Here is a 21,112-nt window from a genome sequence, read left to right on the forward strand (position 1 = left end):
GTCGCGGGGCGGCGGCGCATCATGAACTGCCGGGCAGGATCGCGCTCGCCACCTGCCGGACCGTGTTCTTCAGCACGCCGCCCAGCTCGGGCTCGCCCGCCATGGACTTCGCGAAAGCCAGCGCCTGCTTCATCGTGATATGCGGCGGCAGCGGCGGCACGTTGGGATCGGCGCGCACCTCCAGCACCACCGGCCGGTTCGCCGCGAAGGCCTCCTCCCAGGCCGGGCCGAGGCGCTCGGGGTCATGCACCTCGATGCCCTTCAGCCCGATGAGCTCGGCATAGCGGGCATAGGGGAAGTCCGGCAGCTCCTGGGTGGCCTCGAACTTCGGGTCGCCCTCCATCACCCGCTGCTCCCAGGTCACCTGGTTCAGGTCGCGGTTATTCAGGACCATGCAGACGAAAGAGGGGTTGGACCAACCCTTCCAGTACTTGGCGACTGTGATCAGCTCCGCCATCCCGTTCATCTGCATGGCGCCGTCGCCGCAGATGGCGAGGACCGGGCGATCGGGATGCGCGAACTTCGCCCCGATCGCGTAGGGCATGCCGGACCCCATGGTGGCCAGGCCACCGGAGAGCGAGGCCATCATCCCCCGCCGAAGCTTCACGTCCCGCGCGTACCAGTTGGTATGGGAACCGCTGTCGCCGGCGATGATGCAGCGCTCCGGCAGGCGGGAGGAGAGTTCCCAGAACGCGCGCTGGGGATTGATGGGGTCCGCCGGCTGCATGGCCCGGTCCTCCAGCGTCTTCCACCAGCCCTTGATGTCGTCCTGCAGCTCCTCGCGCCAGCTCGTGTCGGTCTTCTGTTCCAGCAGCTGCAGCAGCGCGCGCAAGGTCTCAACCGCATCGCCCTCCAGGTTCACCTCCATGGGGTAGCGGATCGAGAGATTGCGCGCCTGAAGATCGATCTGGACACCGCGCGCACTTCCCTCCTTCGGCAGGAACTCGGAGTAGGGAAAGGAGGAGCCGATCATCAGGAACGTGTCGCAGCCGTTCATCAGCTTCCAGCTCGGCTCCGTGCCCAGCAGCCCGATGGAGCCCGTGACCCAGGGCAGGTCGTCCGGCAGCACAGCCTTGCCGAGCAGCGCCTTCGCCGCCCCGGCCTGCAGCCTGTCAGCCACCGCGATCACCTCGTCCGTCGCCTGCAGCGCACCGGCGCCGACGAGCAGGGCCACCTTCTTCCCTGCATTCAGCACCTCCGCCGCGCGCCGCAGGTCGGCATCGGCCGGCACGACGCGCGGGAAGGCGTAGCCCGGGCCTGAGGGAATGTAGCCGTGCTGGCGCGGCATCTCGTCCACCGCCTCCAGCTCCTGCAGGTCGTTGGGGAAGATCACGGTGGTGATGGTGCGTTCCGCGATCGCGATGCGAGCGGCGCGGTCGATCAGGTGCGGCACCTGGGCGGGCACAGTGGCCATCTGGACGAAGCTGCGTGACACGTCTTTGAAGAGCGAGACAAGGTCCACCTCCTGCTGGTAGTGCCCGCCCAGCGCGGCCCGCGCCTGCTGCCCGACGATGGCCAGCACGGGCTGATGGTCGGCCCGCGCGTCGTAGAGGCCATTGAGCAGGTGGATGGCGCCCGGGCCGGAGGTGGCGATGCAGACACCCAGCTCTCCGGTGAATTTGGCGTGCGCCGTGGCCATGAAGGCGGCCATCTCCTCGTGCCGCGCCTGCACGAAGGCGATCTGCTTCGCCTCGTCCTTGTTGTGGCGGTTCAGCCCGCCGAGCAGCCCGTTGATGCCGTCGCCGGGGTAGCCGAAGACCCGCTTCACGCCCCAGGCGCTGAGCTTTTCCCAGAGCTGGTCGCCAACCGTCTTCGCCATGCCGAACCCTTCCGCGCGGAACCCAGTTGCCGGCTCCTTGGGAAGGCCGGTGGCCGGTGAACGCCGGGTGGCCGCGCCTGTTTCCCCGGCTGGCCGAAGCTTCACGCGCGGGCATCAAAGGCTAACCCGGCCGGTTCCGCTGCGACCCCGGGCAGTTCCGGGCGTTGTTCGGCATCGGGAGAAGTAGGCGGCAGCATGACAACGGACAGCATCCCCGCCCTGATCCGGGCCGCGGCCGAACCGCTGCCGGACCCTGGCGCACCGGGCTTTGCCGAGCCCTTCGATCGCTTCGCGGGCGCGAGGGTGGTGCTGCTGGGCGAGGCCAGCCACGGCACGTCGGAGTTCTACCGGGCACGCGCCGCCATCACGCGCCGCCTGGTGGAACGGCACGGCTTCACCATTGTGGCGGTGGAGGCGGACTGGCCCGACGCGGCCGTGCTGGACCGGCAGGTGAGGGGACGGCCGCCGCGGGAAGGTGCGGAGCCGCCCTTCCGCCGCTTCCCGACTTGGATGTGGCGCAACACGGATGTCGCCGCCTTCCTGGACTGGCTCCGCGGTTGGAACGCCGGGCATGCGGATGGCGCCCAGGCCGGGTTCTACGGGCTCGATCTGTACAACCTCTCGGGATCGATCGAGGCCGTGCTCGGCTACCTGGACCGCGTGGACCCGGAGGCGGCGAAGGTGGCGCGGGAGCGCTACGGCTGCCTCATGCCCTGGATGGAGGAGCCGCAGGACTACGGCCGCATGTCTCTCTCGCGCGGTTACGCCCCCTGCGAGGAGGCGGCTGTCCGGACGCTTCGCGACATACTAGATCGGAGTATGGACTACGCACGGGCCGGCGGCGAGGACTTCCTGGACGCTGCGGCCAGCGCCCGCCTGGTGAAGAACGCCGAGGCCTATTACCGCGCCATGTACTACGGCGGCGCAAAGAGCTGGAATCTGCGCGACACACACATGTTCGAAACCCTCTGTGCTCTTCTGGAGGCGAAAGGGCCTGGCGCGAAGGCCGTCGTCTGGGCCCACAACTCCCATATCGGTAACGCCGCGATGACGGAGATGGGCCGGGAGAGGGGGGAGCTGAACATCGGCCAGCTCTGCCGCGAGCGCTTCGGGGCCGGCGCGGCGCTGATCGGCTTCGGCACCCACGCCGGAACGGTCGCCTGCGCGACCGACTGGGACGAGCCGATGGAGGTGAAGCGCGTGAACGCCTCGCGCCCCGACAGCTACGAAAGGCTCGCACACGAGAGCGGCGTGCGGCGCTTCCTGCTGGACCTGCGGGAGGGCGTGCATCCGCCGATGCGCGATGCTCTGATGGAGGAGCGGCTGGAGCGCTTCATCGGCGTGATCTACCGGCCGGAGACGGAGCGCTGGAGCCACTACACCGAATGCACCTTGCCCGGGCAGTTCGACGCCTATGTCTGGTTCGACGAGACCACCGCCGTGACGCCCCTTCCCACGCGCGTGAAGGAAGGTCCGGAGGAGACCTACCCGTTCGGGCTCTGAGCGCGGGATGAGGCCCACCCTGCACCCGCGCCTGCTGAATGGGCGCAGCGGAGACCCCGGCATCCTAGTCGAGGCGATGCACCGGACCGGGCTGGTGCTGATCGACTGCGGCGACCTCTCCGCCCTCTCGCCGCGCCACCTGCTGCGGGTGGAGATCGTGGCGGTCTCCCACGCCCACATGGACCACTGGGCCGGGTTCGACACGCTGCTGCGCCCGCTGATCGGGCGGGAGAAGAGGCTGACCTTGGTCGGCCCGGCCGGCTTCGCGCAGCGGGTCTTCCACCGCCTTCAGGGATATACCTGGAACCTGGCGCACCGGATCCCGGCCGATCTGGTCTTCGAGGTGACGGAAATCGTGGAAGGCCCGGCCTGGCCCCGGACGCGCCTGCGCCTCCACGGCGGTTTCCAGCCAGAGCCGCTGGCCCCGATCCCGGCCGCGCCGGACGGCACGGTGCTCCGCAGCGGCCCCCTTCGCCTGCGCGCCGCCCTGCTGGATCACGGCACGCCCTGCCTCGGCTTCGTGCTGGAGGAGGAGGCGCACCTGAACGTATGGCGGAACCGGCTGGACGAGCGCGGCCTGCCGGCCGGGCCTTGGCTGGCCGGGTTGAAGGCGGCCGTGATGGAAGGGCGTCCCGACGATCACCCCATCCCGGTCTTCGCCCGGCCCTCCGAAGCGATGGATGCAACCTCGCTTCCCTTGGGCACGCTGCGCGACCTCGTCTCCATCACGCCCGGGCAGCGCCTGGCCTACCTGACCGACCTCGCGGACCGGCCGTCGAATCGTGCGGCAGCCATCGCCCTGGCCCGCGGTGCCGATACACTTTTCATCGAGGCCACTTTCGCGGCGGAGGACGCCGCCATCGCGCTGGACCGCTGCCACCTGACAACACGGGCCGCCGGGGAGATCGCGCGGGCGGCCGGGGTTCGGCGGGTGGAGCCCTTCCACTTCTCGCCGCGCTACGCCGGAATGGAAGGCCAACTCCTGGCCGAACTGGCCGCCGCCGCAGGGCCGGGAATCATCGTCCCCTCCGCGGACCGGCCTGCCGCACAGCCCTGATCCGCCGCGGGCAGAGCAGCGGGCGCCGGGGCGGTGCAAAAGCCTACCCTCGTTGCGCCGCGCCGCCGCCCGTGCTGCAAACCACCGCGCGACAAGGAACCGGCCGGAGGGTGGCATGCGCGCTGACAGCGTTCTCGAGACGATCGGCGGCACGCCGCACATCCGGCTGCGCCGGCTTTTCCCGGAGGCCGAGGTCTGGGTGAAGTCCGAGCGCGCGAATCCCGGTGGCTCCATCAAGGACCGCATCGGCATCGCCATGATCGAGGCGGCGGAGCGCGACGGGCTGCTGAAGCCTGGCGGCACGATCATCGAGCCGACCTCAGGCAACACCGGCATCGGCCTGGCCATGGCAGCGGCGGTGAAGGGCTACAAGCTCGTCCTCGTCATGCCCGAGAGCATGTCGGTGGAGCGCCGCCGCCTGATGCTGGCCTATGGCGCGACCTTCGACCTGACTCCGCGCGAGAAGGGCATGAAGGGCGCCATCGCCCGCGCGGTCGAGCTGAAGGAATCCACCCCCGGCGCCTGGATCCCCGGCCAGTTCGACAACCCCGCCAACGTGGACATCCACGTCCGCACGACCGCGCGGGAAATTCTCGCGGATTTCCCGGAAGGGATCGACGCGCTGATCACCGGCGTCGGCACGGGCGGCCACATCACGGGCTGCGCGCAGGTGCTGAAGAAGGAGTGGCCCGGCCTCAAGGTCTTTGTCGTGGAGCCCGCCGCCTCGCCCGTGATCTCCGGCGGGGAGCCCTCTCCGCACCCCATCCAGGGCATCGGCGCCGGCTTCGTGCCGGACAACCTGGACAAGTCGCTGCTGGACGGCGTGATCCAGGTCTCGGCCGACGACGCCAAGGCCTATGCTCGCCGCTCCGCGACGGAGGAGGGGCTGCTGGTCGGCATTTCCTCCGGCGCCACGCTGGCCGCCATCGCGCAGAAGCTGAAGGAACTGCCCGCGGGCGCCCGGGTGCTCGGCTTCAACTACGACACGGGTGAGCGCTACCTCTCCGTGCCGGACTTCCTGCCGGAATAATCCGGCGCCGGCGGCGCCCCCGAGGGGCGTCGCCGGACTTCCCCCGCCTTATTGCGATTCACACGCAATGGCTTCAATACGGCCCGGGGCAGCCGGCTGCCCGGCAGACGAGGGGGTGTGGCGATGGCGCGCGACGGCGGCGGAACAGGCGGCGCGCCTCTCCTGAGGAGCGACAAGGTCCTCCTCCCGCTCATGGTCACCACCTTCTCGGGCAGCCTGGCGATGATGGCCTTCGTGGCGCTCATCGGCCCCATCGCGCGCGTCGCGGGGCTGCAGCCCTGGCAGGCCGGGCTCGCCGTCACGGCCTCCGGGATCATGTGGATGCTCGGCGCCCGGCCCTGGGGCCTGGCCAGCGACCGGCATGGCCGCCGGGCCGTGCTCCTCACCGGGGCAATCGGCTTCACGGTGACCTACTCGGCGCTGTGCCTGTTCATCCACGCCGTCCTGCAGGGCGCCGTGCCGCCCCTGGCCGCCTTCATCGGGCTGGTGATCGGGCGGGCGCTCGTCGGTGGCGCCTATGCCGCCATCCCCGCCGCCGGTGGCGCGCTGGTCGCGGACCGGGTCCCGCCGGATCGCCGGGCGAGCGCCATGGCCCTGCTGGGCACGGGAAGCGGGGCGGGGCTCGTCCTCGGCCCGGCCATCGCGGCGCTGCTGGTGCCCTATGGGCTGAGCGCGCCGCTGATCGCCACCGCTCTCCTGCCCTTCCTCGCCCTTCTCTTCCTCTGGTGGCGCCTGCCCGCCGAGCCCCCGCAGCTGCGGCCCGCGCGCAAGGCCATCTCCCTCCTCGATACCCGCCTGCGGCATCCGCTGGCCGTGAGCTTCACGGCCATGTTCAGCGTGGCCATCGCGCAGGTGAGCATCGGCTTCTACGCGCTGGACCGCCTGGGCCTGCCGCCCGAGGCCGCCGCCCGCGCCGCCAGCACCGCGCTGATGCTGGTGGGCGTCGCGCTCGTGATCTCCCAGTCCATCGCCTCGCGCCTCCGGCTGGCGCCGGAGCGGATGATCGGGGTGGGCACGCTCGTCGCGGCGGTCGGCTTCGGTTCCGTCGCCTTCGCCGACCAGGCCTGGATGCTCGGCGCCTGCTACTTTGTCGCCGCAGCCGGGATGGGGTGGGTCTTCCCCGGCTTCACCGCCATGGCGGCGAACTCTGTCGGCCCGGCGGAGCAAGGCGGGGCGGCCGGTGCAGCCGGGGCGGCGCAGGGCCTAGGGATGGTCGTCGGGCCGGTGGCAGGAAGCCTTCTCTACATGCTGGCCCCGGCGCTGCCCTACGTGCTGGTCGGCCTCATGCTGCTGGGGATCTCGCTCTCCGTCTGGATGCGCGCCGCGCGCGCCGAGACGGCGCCCGGCTTCCCGGAATGACCTTCCAACCCGGCCCGAAGGAGCCCCTCGGCTTGCAGGACCTGATCCATCGCCTCGCGGAGCGGCAGGGGGACCTGGCCGTCATTCGCCACGATCTGCACCGCCATCCCGAGATGGGCTTCGAGGAGAGCCGCACCGCCGCCCTCGTCGCGGGCAAGCTGCGGGAATGGGGCATCGCGGTCGAGGAAGGGATCGCGGGAACGGGCGTGGTCGGCACGCTGAAGGGGCGCCGCCCCGGCCAGCGCGCCATCGCCCTTCGGGCCGACATGGACGCCCTGCCGATCCAGGAGGCGACGGACCTGCCCTACGCCTCCGCCAACCCCGGCGTGATGCACGCCTGCGGGCATGACGGGCACACCACCATGCTCCTCGGCGCCGCCCGCCAGCTGGCCGAGAACCCAGACTTCGCGGGCACCGTCCACTTCATCTTCCAACCCGCCGAGGAGGGCCTGGGCGGTGGCCGCCGCATGGTGGAGGAGGGCCTGTTCCGCCGCTTCCCCGTGGAGGCGGTGTTCGGCTTGCACAATGAGCCCGGCCTCGCCCTCGGTCGCTTCGGAATCCGCCCCGGCCCGATGCTGGCGAACGTGGACACCTGGTCCGTGACCTTCCGCGGCACCGGCGGCCACGGCGCCGTGCCGCACCGCGCGACGGACCCCACGCAGCCCCTGGCCGCCTTCATCGCCGCCCTGCAGGGCGTGATCGGCCGCAACCTGCCGGCGCGGGAGACGGGCGTGCTCAGCGTCGGCCACGTCGCCGCCGGCGATGCGCGCGCGCCGAACGTGATCCCTTCCGAGGCACGGGTCTCCGGCACCGGCCGGTCCTTCAAGCCGGAGGTGCGGGAGATCATGGGGCGCCGCTTGCGCGAACTCGCCCAGGCCCTGGCTGCCGCCCATGGCTGCACGGCGGAGGTGGAGTACCGCCACGACTATCCAGCCCTGGTGAACACGGCGGAGCACGTCCAGCTCGCCACGCAAGCCGCCGGGGCGCTCTCCGGCGCGGAGATGGTGGACACGGATTTCCCGCCCATCACGGCGGGCGAGGACTTCGCCTACATGCTGCAGGAGTGCCCGGGCGCCTTCATGCTGGTGGGCAACGGCGTGGCGGAGGATGGCAGCTTCCACCACGTCCACACGCCGAAATACGACTTCAACGACGCGCTGATCCCCGTCGGCGCCGCCTACTGGGTGAGCCTCGTCCACCACGCCCTGGGGAGTGCCGGGGCAGGGGAGCGGGAGGCATGATGCGGCGCAGGACTCTTCTCGGCACGGCCGGCGCATTGGCCCTGCCCGCCATCGCCACGCGGGCCCAGGGCGCCTTCCCGAACCGCCCGATCCGGCTCCTGGTCGGCTTCGCGCCGGGCGGAGCGGTGGACATCGTGGCGCGATTGATCGCGCCGGCGCTCTCCGCCCGCCTCGGCCAGCCCGTGGTGGTGGAGAACCGCGCTGGCGCCGGCTCCAACATCGCCGCCGAAGCCGTGGCAAACGCGGCGCCGGACGGGCACGTGCTGCTGCTCGCCACCCCCGGCCCGCTGACGGTGAACCCCGCCATCTATGAGAAGCTGTCCTTCGACGCGGAGAAGGGCTTCGCCCCCGTCGCGCGGCTGGGCAGCATCCTGGACATCCTCGCGGTGCCGGGGGACCGCCCCTGGCGCTCCGCTGCCGAGCTGCTGGCCGCCGCACGGGGGAAGCCGGGCGAAGTGGTCTTCTCCTCCTCCGGCATCGGCTCCGGCAGCCATCTCGGGATTATCCTGCTGGAGCACCTGGCGAAGGTGCAGCTCCTGCACGTCCCCTATCGCGGCGGCGGGCCGATGATGGGGGATTTCCTCTCGGGCAAGTTGGACGCCTCCATCGGCACCGGGCCGGTCTTCCTGCCGCTCGGCCGCGCCGGGCGCATCCACCTGCTCGGCGTGGCCACGAAGGACCGCTCCCGCCTTGTGCCCGACCTTCCCACCATCGCCGAGACGGTCCCGGGCTACGAGATGGACAATTGGTTCGGCCTCGCTGCCCCCGCGGGCACGCCGCCGGAGATCGTGGCTCGCATCCACGCCGCCGCGGCCGAGGCCATGGCCGAGCCCGCCCTGGCCGCGCGCTTCTCCGAGCAGGCGGCGGAGCCGGCCTTGCTGGGCCCCACCGAATTCGGCAAATTCCTGGCAGAGGAGCGCGCGCGCTGGTCGCCCTTGCTAAAGGCTGCCGGAGTGAAGGTCGATTGAGCCCGACCGTCCACCGCCGGGCGCTGCTGGCCGCACTGCCCGCGCTCTCCGCTGCCCGCAGCGCCACGGCCCAGCCCGGGCCCCCGCCCGAGGCCGTTAGCGGCCCGGGCATCGAGACCTTCGACCTGGGAAGCGGGGCGGGGCATGAGTGGCGGATCACCCTGGCCCGGCCGGAAGGACCCCCGCCGGCCGGCGGCTATCCCTGCCTCTGGCTGCTGGACGGGAACGCGACCTTCCCCATGGCCTGGCGTGCCCGCCAGCAGGCCGGGGCCGGGGCAGGGGGCGTGGCACTGGTCGGCATCGGCCATCCCGGTGAGGGCCGCCCCGACAATGCCCGCCGCTTCCTGGAGCTGACCCCACCGACGGTGCCGGAGACCTTCGGCGAGCGGCGCAGGGAGGACCCGCCGGAGACGGGCGGCCGCGGTGCCTTCCTCGCCTTCCTCGACACGGTCCTGCGGCCGGAGCTGCAACGCCGCCTGCCACTGGACCCCGGGCGGATGACGCTGTTCGGGCACTCGCTGGGTGGCCTGTTCGGGTTGCACGTCCTCTTCACCCGGCCTGAGATGTTCGAGGCCTACGCGCTGGCCGACCCATCCATCTGGTGGAACCGGCGGTCCATCCTGGACGAGCAGGCCGCCTTCCTGGCGGGGATGCGGCTCGCCGGCGGGCGGGCCGCCCGCCCGGTCCGGGTGCTGGTTTCCATCTCCGGGAAGCCGGGCCGGGCGGAGAGCGTGGCGCGAATGGGGCCACCCAACGGGCGCGACACCGCGGCGGCCCTGGCCGCCATTCCCGGGCTGCGCGTGGGCTTCCGCGACATGCCGGAGGAGAACCACGGCACCATGATGGCTCCCTCGATCTCGAACGCGCTGAAACTCGCCCTCGGGCGTTCGCCGGAGGAGATCGCGGCCGGGTGAGTCCGGAACGTCCGGCCTTGCCCACCGGCGGCGCCGACCCTATTGAGAATGCTTATCAAGAAGTGCTGGGCATCGCGGCCGTCAGGTCCCATGCCGCCCGGCCCAGCAGCGCCAGGACCCTTTGACGTGATTCCCCTCCGACAGGAATGGCCCCCCGAGTTCGCGGCACGCTACCGCGCGGCCGGCTACTGGCGCGGCGAGACCTTCCCGGCCTTCCTGCGCCAGCGCGCGGCGGAGCGGCCCGGCGCCGTGGCCGTCGTAGGCGGCGACCGGCGCTGGACCTATGCGGAGCTGCATGAGCGGGCGGAGCGGGCGGCAGCCGGCTTCCTCGCCCTCGGCCTGCGCCCGGGCGACCGCGTGGTGGTGCAACTCGGGAACATCCCGGAGTTCTTCTCCGCCGTCTTCGGCCTTTTCCGGGCGGGGCTGGTGCCCGTCTATGCCCTGCCGGCCCATCGCCTGACCGAGATCGCCCATTTCGTCGCCAAGTCGGAGGCGGCCGCCTACCTGGCCGCCGAGCGCGGCACGGACGGCTTCGACTACCGCACCCTGGCGCGTGGCCTGCGCGCGGCCTCGCCCGGCCTGCGCCATGTCATCATCGTCGGCGACGCCGCGGAGTTCACCGGTTTCGATGCGCTGGACGGCTGCCGCGCGGCGCTTCCCGGGGATCCGGACCCGGCCAGCGTCGCCTTCCTGCAGATATCCGGCGGCACCACCGGCCTGTCGAAGCTCATCCCGCGCACGCATGACGACTACATCTACAGCTTCCGCGCGAGCAACGAGATCTGCGGCGTCACCGGGGACAGCGTCTTCCTCTGCGCCTTGCCGGCCGCGCACAACTTCCCCATGAGTTCCCCGGGCCACATGGGCGCGCTCTACGCCGGTGCCCGCGTCGTCCTCAGCCCCGTTCCCAGCCCTGACGCGGCCTTCCCGCTGATCGAGCGCGAGCGGGTCACGATCTCCGGCCTCGTCCCGCCGCTCGCGCTTCTCTGGGCGCAGGCGGCGGCCACGGCGAAGCACGACATCTCCAGCCTGAAGGTCCTGCTGGTCGGCGGCGCGAAGCTGACGCCGGAGGCTGCGCGCCGCGTCGTGGCCGCGCTGCCCTGCACCCTGCAGCAGGTCTTCGGCATGGCCGAGGGGCTTGTGAACTACACGCGCCTGAACGACCCGGAGGAGGTCATCCTCGAAACCCAGGGCCGCCCCATCAGCCCGGACGACGAGGTGCTGATCGTGGACGACATGGGCGAGCCCGTGCCGGAGGGCGAACCGGGCTACCTGCTCGCGCGCGGCCCCTACACCATCCGCGGCTACCACAACGACGAGGCGGCGAACGCGCGCTCCTTCACGCCGGACGGCTTCTACCGCACCGGCGACATTGTGCGCCGGACGCCGGGGGGCAACCTCGTCGTGCAGGGCCGTGCCGGCGATCATATCAATCGCGCGGGCGAGAAGATCTCGGCGGAGGAGGTGGAGGACCACCTTCTCGCGCACCCCAACGTGTTCGACGCCGCGGTGGTGTCGATCCCCGATGAGTTCCTGGGCGAGCGCATCTGCGCCTTCGTCATCCCGCAAGGAGATCGTCCACGCGCGGTTGCGCTGAAGGCATGGATGCGCACGCGTGGCATCGCTGACTTCAAGGTGCCAGACCAGGTAGTGCTGGTCGACGGTTTCGAGACGACGGCGGCCGGCAAGATCAGCCGGAAGGAGCTGCGCGCACGGCTGCGCGCGCGGCTGCTGGCCGAGGAAGGCGCTGGCTAGGAGAACCGGAAATGGCTGACGAGACGAAGCCGCCGATGACGCGGGAGCGCATGCGCGCCGACATCGCGCGCGCCCTCCGCATGGATCCCGAGGAGGTCGGCGGCGACGACGACCTGAACGACCTGGGCCTGGACTCCATGCGCGCCATGAACATGGTGCTGCGCTGGACCGAGGGCGGGCTGCAGCTGGATTTCGGCGAGCTGGCGGAGAAGCTGACCCTCGACGCCTGGTGGACCGTGGCGGAACGCGCCATCGCGAAGCAGGCGAATGGCTGACGGCTCCGGCACCTCCACCCCCGACCTGCCGCTGACCGAGGCCCAGGAGGGCCTGTGGTTCGCGCAGCGGCTGGATCCCGGGAACCCTGTCTTCAACACTGGCCAGTACCTGGACCTGCGCGGCCCGCTGGACCTTCCCGCCTTCCGCGCGGCGGTGGACGGCATGGTGGCGGAGGCGGACTCCCTCGCTCTCCGCATCCACGATGCGCCGGGCGGGGCCGTGCAGCGCCTGGACCAGGCGCTCCGCCCCTGGCTGGAGGTGGTGGACGTCTCCGCGGAAGCGGACCCGCCCAGCGCGGCGCGGGAAGCGATGGCGCGCGACATGGCCCGCGCGGTGGACCCGGCGCGCGGCCGCATGGCGGCGGAACGTCTCTACCGCCTCTCACCGGAACATCACCTCTGGTACCAGCGCGCGCACCACCTCGTGCTGGATGGCTTCGGCACGGAGCTGCTGGTGCGCCGCGTCGCCGGCCTCTACGCCGCGCGGCTGACGGGCGCTGATCCCGGCCAACCCCTCGCACCCTTCGCAGCAACGGTGCAGGAGGACTTGACCTACCGCGCCTCGCCGAAGCGGGAGGCGGACGCGGCCTACTGGCGCAAGGCGATGGACGGCGCCCCTGACGTGACAGGCATCGCGGAAGGCGCGGCGATGACCGCGCGCTCCGCCCACCGCGCCGAGGCCGCGATCGGCCCCGAGGCCGGCGAGGCGCTGCGCCGCATCGCCGCCGCGCACGACATGGCCTGGCCGGACCTGCTGACCGCCCTGCTCGGCGCCTATTGCCGCCGCCTGACCGGCGAGGCGGAGTCCATGATCGGCGTCACCTTCATGAACCGCTTCGGCAGCGCCGCGGCGCGCGCGCCCTCAACCCAGATGAACGTCCTCCCGCTCCGCATCCGGCCGGACGAGGCGTTGCCGCTGCACGAGGCGGTGAAGGACGCAGTTACGCAGCTGGCGCGCATGCGCCGGCACGGCCGCTACCGTGGAGAGCAGCTCCGGCGCGACCTCGGCCGCCTGGGCGCGGGCCGCCGGCTGCACGGCGCCATCGTCAATATCCAGCCCTTCCACGAGATCCCCGCCTTTCCCGGCCTGACGGCCGGGCTGCGCCTGCTCGGCACGGGCCCGGTAGACGACATCACCTTCGACCTCCGCACCGACCCCGGGGCGGCGACCCTGCGCCTGGACGTGGAGGCGAACCCGAACCTCTACTCGGCGGAAGACGCGAAGGCCCACGCCATGCGCGCGGCCCGGTTCGTCACCGCCGCGCTTGCCGCCGGGTGCCTCGCCGAGGTGCCGACCGCCACGCCCGAGGAAGCCCGTCGCCTCGTCCACGAGGTGAACGAGACGGCGCATGCCGTGCCCAACACCACCCTCGTCGCGCTGATCGATTCAGCGATCCGGGCCCGCCCCGAAGCGACTGCCCTGCGCTTCGAAGGGCAGTCCATCAGCTACCGCGACCTGGACCGGCGCAGCGCCGCCCTTGCGGCTGCCCTCGTCGCGCGCGGTATCGGCCCGGGCGACGTCGTCGCCGTGTCGCTGGAGCGCTCGCCGGAACTCGTCATCGCGCTGCTCGGCACCATGCGCGCCGGCGCCGCTTACCTGCCGCTGGATCCCGCCCATCCGGCGGACCGGCTGGCCCGCATCCTCGGCTCCGCGAAGCCGCGCCTGGCGTTGGCGCCCGCCGCCCTGCCAGGCGATGTGGCCCTGCTGCCGCCCCCCGACTGGCCTCAGGAGGGCACGGCGCCCAAGGGGCCAGCACCGGACGACGCCGCCTACATCATCTACACCTCCGGCTCCACCGGCGAGCCCAAGGGCGCGGTCATCGGCCACCGCGCCATCGTGAACCGCCTGGAATGGATGCGGCAGCACTACGGCTTCACCGCCGACGACCGCATCCTGCAGAAGACGCCCGCCACCTTCGACGTCTCGGTGTGGGAGTTCTTCCTGCCCCTGATCGCGGGCGCCACCCTCGTCCTCGCGCCGCCCGGCGCCCACCGCGATCCCGCCGCCATCGCCCGGCTGATCCGGGAGGAGGGGATCACCACCGCGCATTTCGTCCCTTCGATGCTCGCCGCCTTCCTCGCCCACCCGGCCTCGCGCGGGCTGGAGATGGCGCGCGTCTTCTGCTCCGGCGAGGAGCTGACGGCCGATATCCGCGACCGCTTCCACGCCACGATGCGGTCGGAGCTGCACAACCTCTACGGCCCGACCGAGGCCGCGGTGGATGTGAGCTTCTGGGACGCCTCGGCCGGCGACCGCAGCCGTCCCATCCCGATCGGCCGGCCCGTCTGGAACACCCGCCTCTACGTGCTGGACGACGCCCTGCGCCCGGTGCCGCCCGGCGTCACCGGCCACCTCTTCATCGCCGGCGTGCAGCTCGCCCGCGAGTACCTCGCCCGCCCGGACCTGACGGAGCGGGCCTTCATCCCCGATCCCTTCCATCCCGGCGAGCGCATGTACCGCACGGGCGACCTGGCGCGCTTCCGGGCCGATGGCGCCATCCTCTACCTCGGTCGCTCCGACGGGCAGGTGAAGCTGCGGGGCTTCCGCATTGAGCTGGGCGAGGTCGAGGCGGCCGTCGCCTCCTCGCCCACCGTGCAGCAGGTGCGCGTCATCGCGCGGGAGGACCGGCCGGGCGACAAGCGCCTCGTCGCCTACCTCGTCCCGGCGCCGGGCTACGATGGGGCCGCGCTGCGCGCCCATGTCGCATCGCGCGTGCCGGACTACATGGTGCCCTCGGCCTTCGTGGCGCTGGACGCCCTGCCCGTGAACACCAGCGGCAAGCTGGACCGCGCCGCCCTCCCGACACCCGAGATGGGACAGGCCAAGGGAGAGGGAAGGGGCCGCCCGCCGGAGACGGAAACCGAGCACCGCCTCGCCGCCCTCTTCGCCGAGGTGCTGGACCTGCCGGAGGTGGGCGCCGAGGAGGACTTCTTCGCCCTCGGCGGCCACTCCCTGCTGGCGGTGGAGCTGATGCTACGCGTGCAAGAGAGCTTCGGCCGAGACCCGGGCCTCGGCGCCCTCTTCGAGCACCCCACGGTGGCGCGTCTGGCCGCAGTGATCGACGCCGCCTCCCTCCCGCCGGGCGACAACGGGCTGCGCCCGCTCATCCGGCTGGGGCAGGGGGACGAATCGCGCCCGCCGCTCTTCGTCGTTCATCCCGCGGGCGGCATCGCTTGGTGCTACGGCAACCTCGCCCGCGCCCTGGCGCCGGAGCGGAGCGTGCTCGGCCTCCAGGCACCCTCCCTCGATGCTGAGGTGCTGCCGCCCACGAGCCTGGACACGCTGGCCACCGACTACGCCGCGCGCGTCGTGGCAGCTGGCCGTCCCGGCCCGGTCCACCTCGCGGGCTGGTCCGTCGGCGGCATCATCGCCCACGCCGTGGCGGTGCGGCTGCGCGAGATGGGCCGGGAGGTGGGCGCGCTGGCGCTGCTGGACGCCTACCCGGCCGATGCCTGGCGCGCCGAGCCGGAGCCGGATGCGGGCGCCATGCTGCGGGCCCTGATCGCCATCGCCGGCCACGACCCCTCCCAGCACCCGGATCTGCCGATGGAGCGCGGCGCAGTGATCGACTTCCTGCGCCGCGGCGGAACGCCCCTTGGACGCCTGCCGGAGGCCGTGCTGGATGGGGTGGTGCGCGTGGTGGAGGGCAACAACCGCCTCGTCCGCGGCCACCATCACCGGCGCCTCGACGGCGTCCTTACCCACTTCCGCGCCGCCCGCGACCACGCCGGCCGCGCCCTGTCACCCGCGATGTGGGCGCCCTATGCGGCAGGGGTGGAGGTGGTGGACCTACCCTGCCTTCACGGGGAGATGGTCGGGGCTGAGGCGACACGCCTGATTGCCCCGGCGCTACGGCGCCTGATGGGCTGAGATTTGTCGGCCGCGCGGGCCATCCGCCCTGCCCGGGGTTGGCGCGCCTCGGACCCGGCCGGGGGAACGGCGAAGGAAGCGGAACGGAGGGGGGCCGCACCGTCCCTGCTATCGCCGGCGGGGAACCCGATCTGGTAGGTGCCGGGCGCGATGCCCTGGAACGCGTAGCTTCCGCCCGCCCCCGTGGTGGTGGTGGCGACGGTCGCGCCCGCCGCGCTCAGCAGGCGGATGGTGGCGCCAGGGGCACCGGCCCCCTCGCCGGAGTCCTCGGCGTCAGGGTGGGCCGAACCGATCACCGTCCCCGGGCAATCGATGGTCGCCGCGCGGTGGGTCACGGTACCGCCCGAGGCGAGCGTGAAGACGGCGCTGCGGAAGCCCGCGCTCCTATCTCCCGGATCGGCGCCGGCGGAAGCGCACTCCAGTTGGTACTGGCCGGCCGGCAGCCCTGTGAAGCTGTAGGGTGCGCCGCTGCGGACGGTCAGCGCCGCCAAGGGCTGCCCGGCCCCGTCCAGGAGCCGCACAGTCAGCCCGGCCTCGTCCTGCCCGGTCCGGTCCGCCGTGCCGGGAAGGGAGCTGCCATTCATCGCATCGCCGGCAAGCCCCGCGGTAGCATCCGGTGAGGAAGGAGCCGTGCGCGGCGGAGGGACAACGTCACGGGCCACCTCAGGCGTCGCGGCACTGGCGTGAGAGGAGGCGTCCCGCTGCCGCATGATGGATGTTCTCCTCGCCTTGCTTCGTTCGGCAGCCCTTTCAGAGCGTGTGCTCGATTAACGATTGCATCTTGTGGTTGCAATCATGATCGCGTCACATCTCTGAAAGCACGCATAACGGGAAACGGCCCACGCCGGAGAGGGCATGGGCCGTCATTTCGCTCAATTAACGATGCGAAGGCAAGCTTTGTAGTGCAGCCTGTCCGGCGTCAGACGCGGATAAGGCTGACCGTGTCCCCGTTCGGGTCTTCCGCCGCCGGCTGCGGCTGGCCGCGCGGCGCCATCCGGGCCTTGTTGCTGACGTAGGCAAGACCGGAGCGCTTATCCAGCGCCACCGTATTGGGGTGCGTGCCCGTCTCCAGATTCGCCATGACGGCCAGGGTGCGCGCATCCACCACGCTCACCGTGCCAGCGCCGCGATTGGTCACATAGGCCAGCGCGCCATCGGCCGAGAGGGTGACGCCGAGCGCGCCCGCGCCCGTCTCCAGCACCTTGATGGGCTGGCCGGAGGCGGCGTTGAGCACGGCGAGCTGCCCGCTCTTCTGGTTGGTGACGAAGAGCCGGCCACCCGCGGCGTCCACGGCGACGTTCACCGCGCCCTCGCCGCCCGAAGCGAAGCGGCGAACGGCGGCGCGGCGGGACAGGCTCACCTCGACGACCTGGTTGGGCTCCAGCGCCGTCGCGAAGAGGCGGTCGCCGGCGGGGTCATAAGCAAGGCCGGTGATCCCGCCCTCGAGCCCCTCGGTGATGGAGGCGGAGACCGTGTTGGTGGCGGTGTCCACCACCCAGATCGCGCTCGGCTTGTCGCGGAAGCCAAAGATGGAGACGAAGGCGCGGTTCCGCGCCTCGTCCACCACCACCTGCCGGGGATGGGCACCCTCGCCCTCGGCGATGCGCGCCTTCACGGCGCCGCTGCGCAGGTCGATGGCCACCAGCTTCCCGCCACGCGTCTCCGTGCCGAAGAGCGTGCCGGTGGTGTCGTTTACCGCCAGGCCGAAGGCGCCGTCCGCGCCGAGCTCGATCGTCGAGCGCGTCTCCAGCGTGCGCGGGTCCAGGCCGATGATCTTTGCGTTGTTGGCGCCACGGGCACCGGCGCTGGCCACATGGACGAGGTTCGTCGTGGTGCTGACGACGAGCTCGTAGAGGCCCGGCGCCAGCTTCACGCTCTTCTCGACGGCCGGCGCAGCCTTCGCGGGGCCGACCCGCGCGGCAATCCCGGCCGCGCCCAGCAGCGCGAAGACGTGGCGCCGGGAGAGGACGGGGTGGTGGCGGCTTGCTTCGATGATCGGCATTGCAGGTCTTGCCTTCAGGAGAGGTTACAGGCTTGCGAGTGGCTCTCATTAGCAGGATTGGCGATCCCCCGGCAATCGGAGGGGCGGTGGACGGTTCCGCCCTGCGGCAGTAGCCCGGCGGCAAGATAGGGGAGAAAACGATGGGCGCGGCGGAACGCTACGATGTACTGGTGGTGGGCGGCGGCTCCGCCGGAGTGGGCGCGGCGCTGGGCGCGGCGCGGCAGGGCGCCCGCGTAGGGCTGGTCGAATCCGCCGGCTGTCTCGGCGGCGCGGCGACGATGCGGAACGTGCTCACTTATTGCGGCCTCTACACGCTGGGCGAGCGGCCGCAGCAGGCGGTGGCCGGCGTGGCCGAGGAGGTGCTCTCCAAGCTGCGGCGCTGGGGCGCCGTGACGCCGCCGCAGCGTCACCGGGGCGTCTTCGTCGTCTTCGATCCGGAGGGTGTGAAGCGGGCCCTGGACGATCTGTGCCGGGAGGCCGGGGTGGAGGTGCTGCTGCATTCCTTCGTCGCCGCGGCGCGACGCGAGGATGGGCTCGTCCGCTCGGTCGAGGTGGCGGATCACTCCGGCCTGCATAGCCTGGAGGCCGAGGCCTTCGTCGATGCCAGCGGGGACTGCGACCTGGCCCATTTCGCCGGCGCCTCCACCCGCTACGGCAACAACGGCGCGGTGAACCTCGGCACGCTCGGCACGCGCTTCGGCGGGATCGCGCCCGATGCCGAGGTCTCGGCCGAAGCCGTGATGCGCGCCGTGGAGACGGCGCGGGCGCGCGGAATCGGGCCGCTGACGAAGACGCGCAGCGTCGTCACCCGCCTGCCCATCTCCGGCGACGTGGTCTGCTACCTGGCGAGCGAGGACTACGACGCGCGCGATGCCCGCAGCGCCAGCCGCGCCGAGATGGGCGGCCGCGCCCAGGCCTGGGCCTATCTGGAAGCGCTGCGCGCCCTGCCGGGATGGGGGCGCGCCTATCTCGCCTCGACCGGGCCCGATTTCGGCACGCGGGAGAGCCGACACATCAACAGCGTGGCGGGGCTGTCATGGCAGGACATCACCGCCGGCCGCCGCTTCGAGGACTCCGTCGCGCTCGGCGCCTGGGGCGTGGAGTGGCACGACCGCACCACCTACGAGAGCAGCTTCATCTACCCCCCGGGGCGGGAGCGGGAGGGAGGCGGCACCTACGACATCCCGCTGCGCTGCCTAATCAGCGCGGACACGCCGAACCTCTTCGCCGCTGGCCGCACCGCGGACGCAGACCGCGAGGCCGGGGCATCCCTGCGCGTGATGGGCACGGCTTTCGCCACCGGGCAGGCGGCCGGCGTTGCGGCCGCGATGCGGGCGGCGCAGGGCACGATGGAGGCGGCGGCCGTGCGGCAGGTCCTGGCGGCGCAAGGTGCCATCCTGGACCCTGCGGCCATGCCCCCGCCCGTCACGCCGGGCTGAACGGGCCGCATCCGGCCCTTGCACCGGGCCCACCGGAAGCACAGATTTCCGGGATGCACGCGAGAACCGGGCGCCGCTGGGCCGGCGCTTCACGGAAAGGGCCGGGCGCATGAGTGGGGGCGCATGAGCGGGGCGGCCGAAGGGGCGCCTCCCGCGCCCGTCCTCAGCCTCAGCCGCGCGCGCGAGGACAGGCTTTGGGCCGTGGTGGCCGCCATCGGCCGCAAGACCCGGATCGCCGAGATCCACGCCAGCCGCGCCGCCGCCGACGCCGATCGCAGCTGGCGGGAGCAGCAGGTGAGGGCCTATGCCTCCTTCCTGCGTGGCTCGGGGATGCCGCTGCCCAACTACAGCGTCTCGGCGATCCGCCGTGCGGACCTGCCGCGCAGCTGGCGGCCGCTACCGGCCCTCGGCTTCCTGCGCGGCCAATTCATCTAGACGACGCCAGATAGACGACGCCAAGCCGCCCTCCAGGCCCGGATCGGGATTGCAAACTGCATCCGGCGGCGGGCAGTGCTTGCAACCGGCCGGGGGCGGGCCGCATCTACTCATGCGCTGCTCCGGTGCCCCAGGCGGGTGGCCCGGCGCCGCGCCGCCATCCCCGGAGGTTCCGAGGCCATGAGCCACCCCGTGATGCGCCGCGCCGTCCTCGGCGGCCTCGGCTCCCTCTTCGCCTGGCCCTACGTGCCGCGCCTGGCCCATGCGGCTGGCCGGGACCCGCGCCTGCTGGTGGTGATCCTGCGCGGGGGGCTGGACGGCATTTCCATGCTGCAGCCCGTGGGCGATCCGGCCTTCGCCGCCCTGCGCGGGGCGGATGCCGGCGAGTCCGTGCGGCTGGACAACATGTTCGCGCTCCACGCCAACATGCCGAAGCTCCTGGCCATGTTCCGGGAGAGCGAGGCGCTGGCCCTGCACGCCGCCCACACCCCCTATCGCGGCCGCTCCCACTTCGACGGCCAGGACGTGCTTGAGAGCGGCCTGCCGCGCGTGACGACGGGGGAGCGCACGGGGTGGCTCAACCGCGCCCTGGTCGCTCTGCCGCGCGGTGGGCGGGTGGCGCCGCCCAAGGGGCTGGCCGTGGCGCCGGTCGTGCCGGTGATCATGCAGGGCCCGGCGCCGGTCGAGACCTGGCAGCTGCAGCAGTTCCGCTACGCCAACGAGGACCTCGTGGCGCGGCTGCTGGACCTCTACGAGGCCCGCGACCCGCGGCTGGCAGAGGCCCTGCGCTCCGGCGCCATGCTGGACAACATGATGCAGGAGACACCGCCCGGCCAGCCCGGCACGGTGCGGGTGCCCGGCCGCCCGGACTTCGTGACCGAGGCTGCGGCGGCCGCCCGGATCATGGCCCAGCCGGATGGCCCGCGCGTGGCCGCCCTGGGATTGAACGGCTGGGACACGCACGCGGCCCAGGGCACTGCCCGCGGCGGCCTGGCGAACCGGCTGGGCGCGCTGGACGACGCGCTGGGCGCGCTGCGAACGGGCCTCGGCCCAGTCTGGGCCGATACGATCGTGGCCGTGGTGACGGAATTCGGCCGCACGGCCCGGCTGAACGGCACGGGCGGCACGGACCACGGCATGGCCACCGCCGCGCTGCTGCTGGGCGGGCGGCTGAAGGGCGGCCGCGTGCTGGCTGACTGGCCGGGCCTGGCGCCGGAGCAGCTGAACGAGGGACGGGACCTGCGCCCCACCACCGACCTGCGCGCCGTCCTGGCAGGGGTGATGGTAGAGCACCTTCAGCTCCCGCCCGCCGCGATCACGCGGGTCTTCCCGGACACGTCGGCGGTCCGGCCCTATTCTGGCCTGATCCGGGCCTGATCCGGGCCTGAACCCGGCTCCAGCAGGGCCCGCCCGGCGCGCGGGGGAGGCCCTCCCGCCGCGCGGG

16 protein-coding genes are annotated in these 21,112 nt (G+C 72.2%); 13 read left to right on the forward strand and 3 right to left on the reverse strand.

The genetic code is table 11. From position 1 onward, the window contains the following. Positions 1–19 precede the first annotated feature (19 nt). A complete protein-coding gene (locus NRP21_RS10120; protein WP_257716074.1) occupies positions 20–1,819 on the reverse strand; it encodes a thiamine pyrophosphate-requiring protein in 1,800 nt (599 codons plus the stop codon). A gap of 195 nt (positions 1,820–2,014) precedes the next feature. On the opposite strand from NRP21_RS10120, the gene NRP21_RS10125 reads away from it, so the two are divergent. The 10 genes from NRP21_RS10125 to NRP21_RS10170 all read left to right on the forward strand — a co-directional run bounded on the left by NRP21_RS10125 (position 2,015) and on the right by NRP21_RS10170 (position 15,792). Then, entirely contained in the window at positions 2,015–3,322 is a 1,308-nt protein-coding gene (locus tag NRP21_RS10125) for an erythromycin esterase family protein (protein ID WP_257716075.1), read from the forward strand. A gap of 7 nt (positions 3,323–3,329) precedes the next feature. Continuing rightward, positions 3,330–4,379 (forward strand): MBL fold metallo-hydrolase, encoded by a 1,050-nt coding sequence (locus NRP21_RS10130; RefSeq protein WP_257716076.1) that lies wholly within the window; start codon positions 3,330–3,332, stop codon positions 4,377–4,379. A gap of 115 nt (positions 4,380–4,494) precedes the next feature. Continuing rightward, positions 4,495–5,409 carry a cysteine synthase A gene (gene cysK, locus NRP21_RS10135; RefSeq protein WP_257716077.1) on the forward strand — a complete coding sequence of 305 codons (915 nt, stop codon included), beginning with the start codon at positions 4,495–4,497 and terminating at the stop codon, positions 5,407–5,409. Positions 5,410–5,532: 123 nt separating this feature from the next. Beyond that, positions 5,533–6,768: an MFS transporter gene (locus NRP21_RS10140; protein ID WP_257716078.1), complete on the forward strand. Its 1,236-nt coding sequence runs from the start codon at positions 5,533–5,535 to the stop codon at positions 6,766–6,768. Between the two features lie 32 nt (positions 6,769–6,800). Then, entirely contained in the window at positions 6,801–8,009 is a 1,209-nt protein-coding gene (locus tag NRP21_RS10145) for a M20 aminoacylase family protein (RefSeq protein WP_257716079.1), read from the forward strand. Beyond that, positions 8,006–8,977: a Bug family tripartite tricarboxylate transporter substrate binding protein gene (locus NRP21_RS10150; protein ID WP_257716080.1), complete on the forward strand. Its 972-nt coding sequence runs from the start codon at positions 8,006–8,008 to the stop codon at positions 8,975–8,977. Before NRP21_RS10145 ends, NRP21_RS10150 begins: the two co-directional genes overlap by 4 nt. Then, entirely contained in the window at positions 8,974–9,891 is a 918-nt protein-coding gene (locus NRP21_RS10155; RefSeq protein WP_257716081.1) for an alpha/beta hydrolase, read from the forward strand. The genes NRP21_RS10150 and NRP21_RS10155 overlap by 4 nt, the downstream gene beginning before the upstream one ends. A gap of 126 nt (positions 9,892–10,017) precedes the next feature. Then, entirely contained in the window at positions 10,018–11,646 is a 1,629-nt protein-coding gene (locus NRP21_RS10160; RefSeq protein WP_257716082.1) for a (2,3-dihydroxybenzoyl)adenylate synthase, read from the forward strand. 11 nt (positions 11,647–11,657) lie between these two features. Then, the gene (locus NRP21_RS10165) at positions 11,658–11,921 is read left to right on the forward strand and encodes a phosphopantetheine-binding protein (RefSeq protein ID WP_257716083.1); all 264 of its coding nucleotides are present in this window, start codon (positions 11,658–11,660) and stop codon (positions 11,919–11,921) included. Then, on the forward strand, positions 11,914–15,792 hold the full coding sequence (locus NRP21_RS10170; RefSeq protein ID WP_257716084.1) for an amino acid adenylation domain-containing protein: 3,879 nt from the start codon (positions 11,914–11,916) through the stop codon (positions 15,790–15,792). Before NRP21_RS10165 ends, NRP21_RS10170 begins: the two co-directional genes overlap by 8 nt. Here the strand turns inward: NRP21_RS10170 and NRP21_RS10175 are convergent. Then, on the reverse strand, positions 15,723–16,376 hold the full coding sequence (locus tag NRP21_RS10175; RefSeq protein WP_257716085.1) for an MSCRAMM family protein: 654 nt from the start codon (positions 16,374–16,376) through the stop codon (positions 15,723–15,725). The two genes, NRP21_RS10170 and NRP21_RS10175, sit on opposite strands and share 70 nt — an antisense overlap. 335 nt (positions 16,377–16,711) lie before the next feature. Next, entirely contained in the window at positions 16,712–17,794 is a 1,083-nt protein-coding gene (locus NRP21_RS10180; protein WP_257716086.1) for a YncE family protein, read from the reverse strand. 140 nt (positions 17,795–17,934) lie between these two features. On the opposite strand from NRP21_RS10180, the gene NRP21_RS10185 reads away from it, so the two are divergent. From NRP21_RS10185 to NRP21_RS10195, 3 genes are all read left to right on the forward strand, one after another. After that, entirely contained in the window at positions 17,935–19,233 is a 1,299-nt protein-coding gene (locus NRP21_RS10185) for an FAD-dependent oxidoreductase (RefSeq protein WP_257716087.1), read from the forward strand. 123 nt (positions 19,234–19,356) lie between these two features. Continuing rightward, entirely contained in the window at positions 19,357–19,668 is a 312-nt protein-coding gene (locus NRP21_RS10190; RefSeq protein ID WP_257716088.1) for a hypothetical protein, read from the forward strand. A gap of 180 nt (positions 19,669–19,848) precedes the next feature. Continuing rightward, positions 19,849–21,045, forward strand: coding sequence for a DUF1501 domain-containing protein (locus tag NRP21_RS10195; protein ID WP_257716089.1), 1,197 nt, complete (start codon positions 19,849–19,851; stop codon positions 21,043–21,045). Positions 21,046–21,112 lie beyond the last annotated feature (67 nt).

The sequence above is a fragment of the Roseomonas populi genome, from assembly GCF_024594815.1.
GTDB lineage: Bacteria > Pseudomonadota > Alphaproteobacteria > Acetobacterales > Acetobacteraceae > Roseomonas > Roseomonas populi.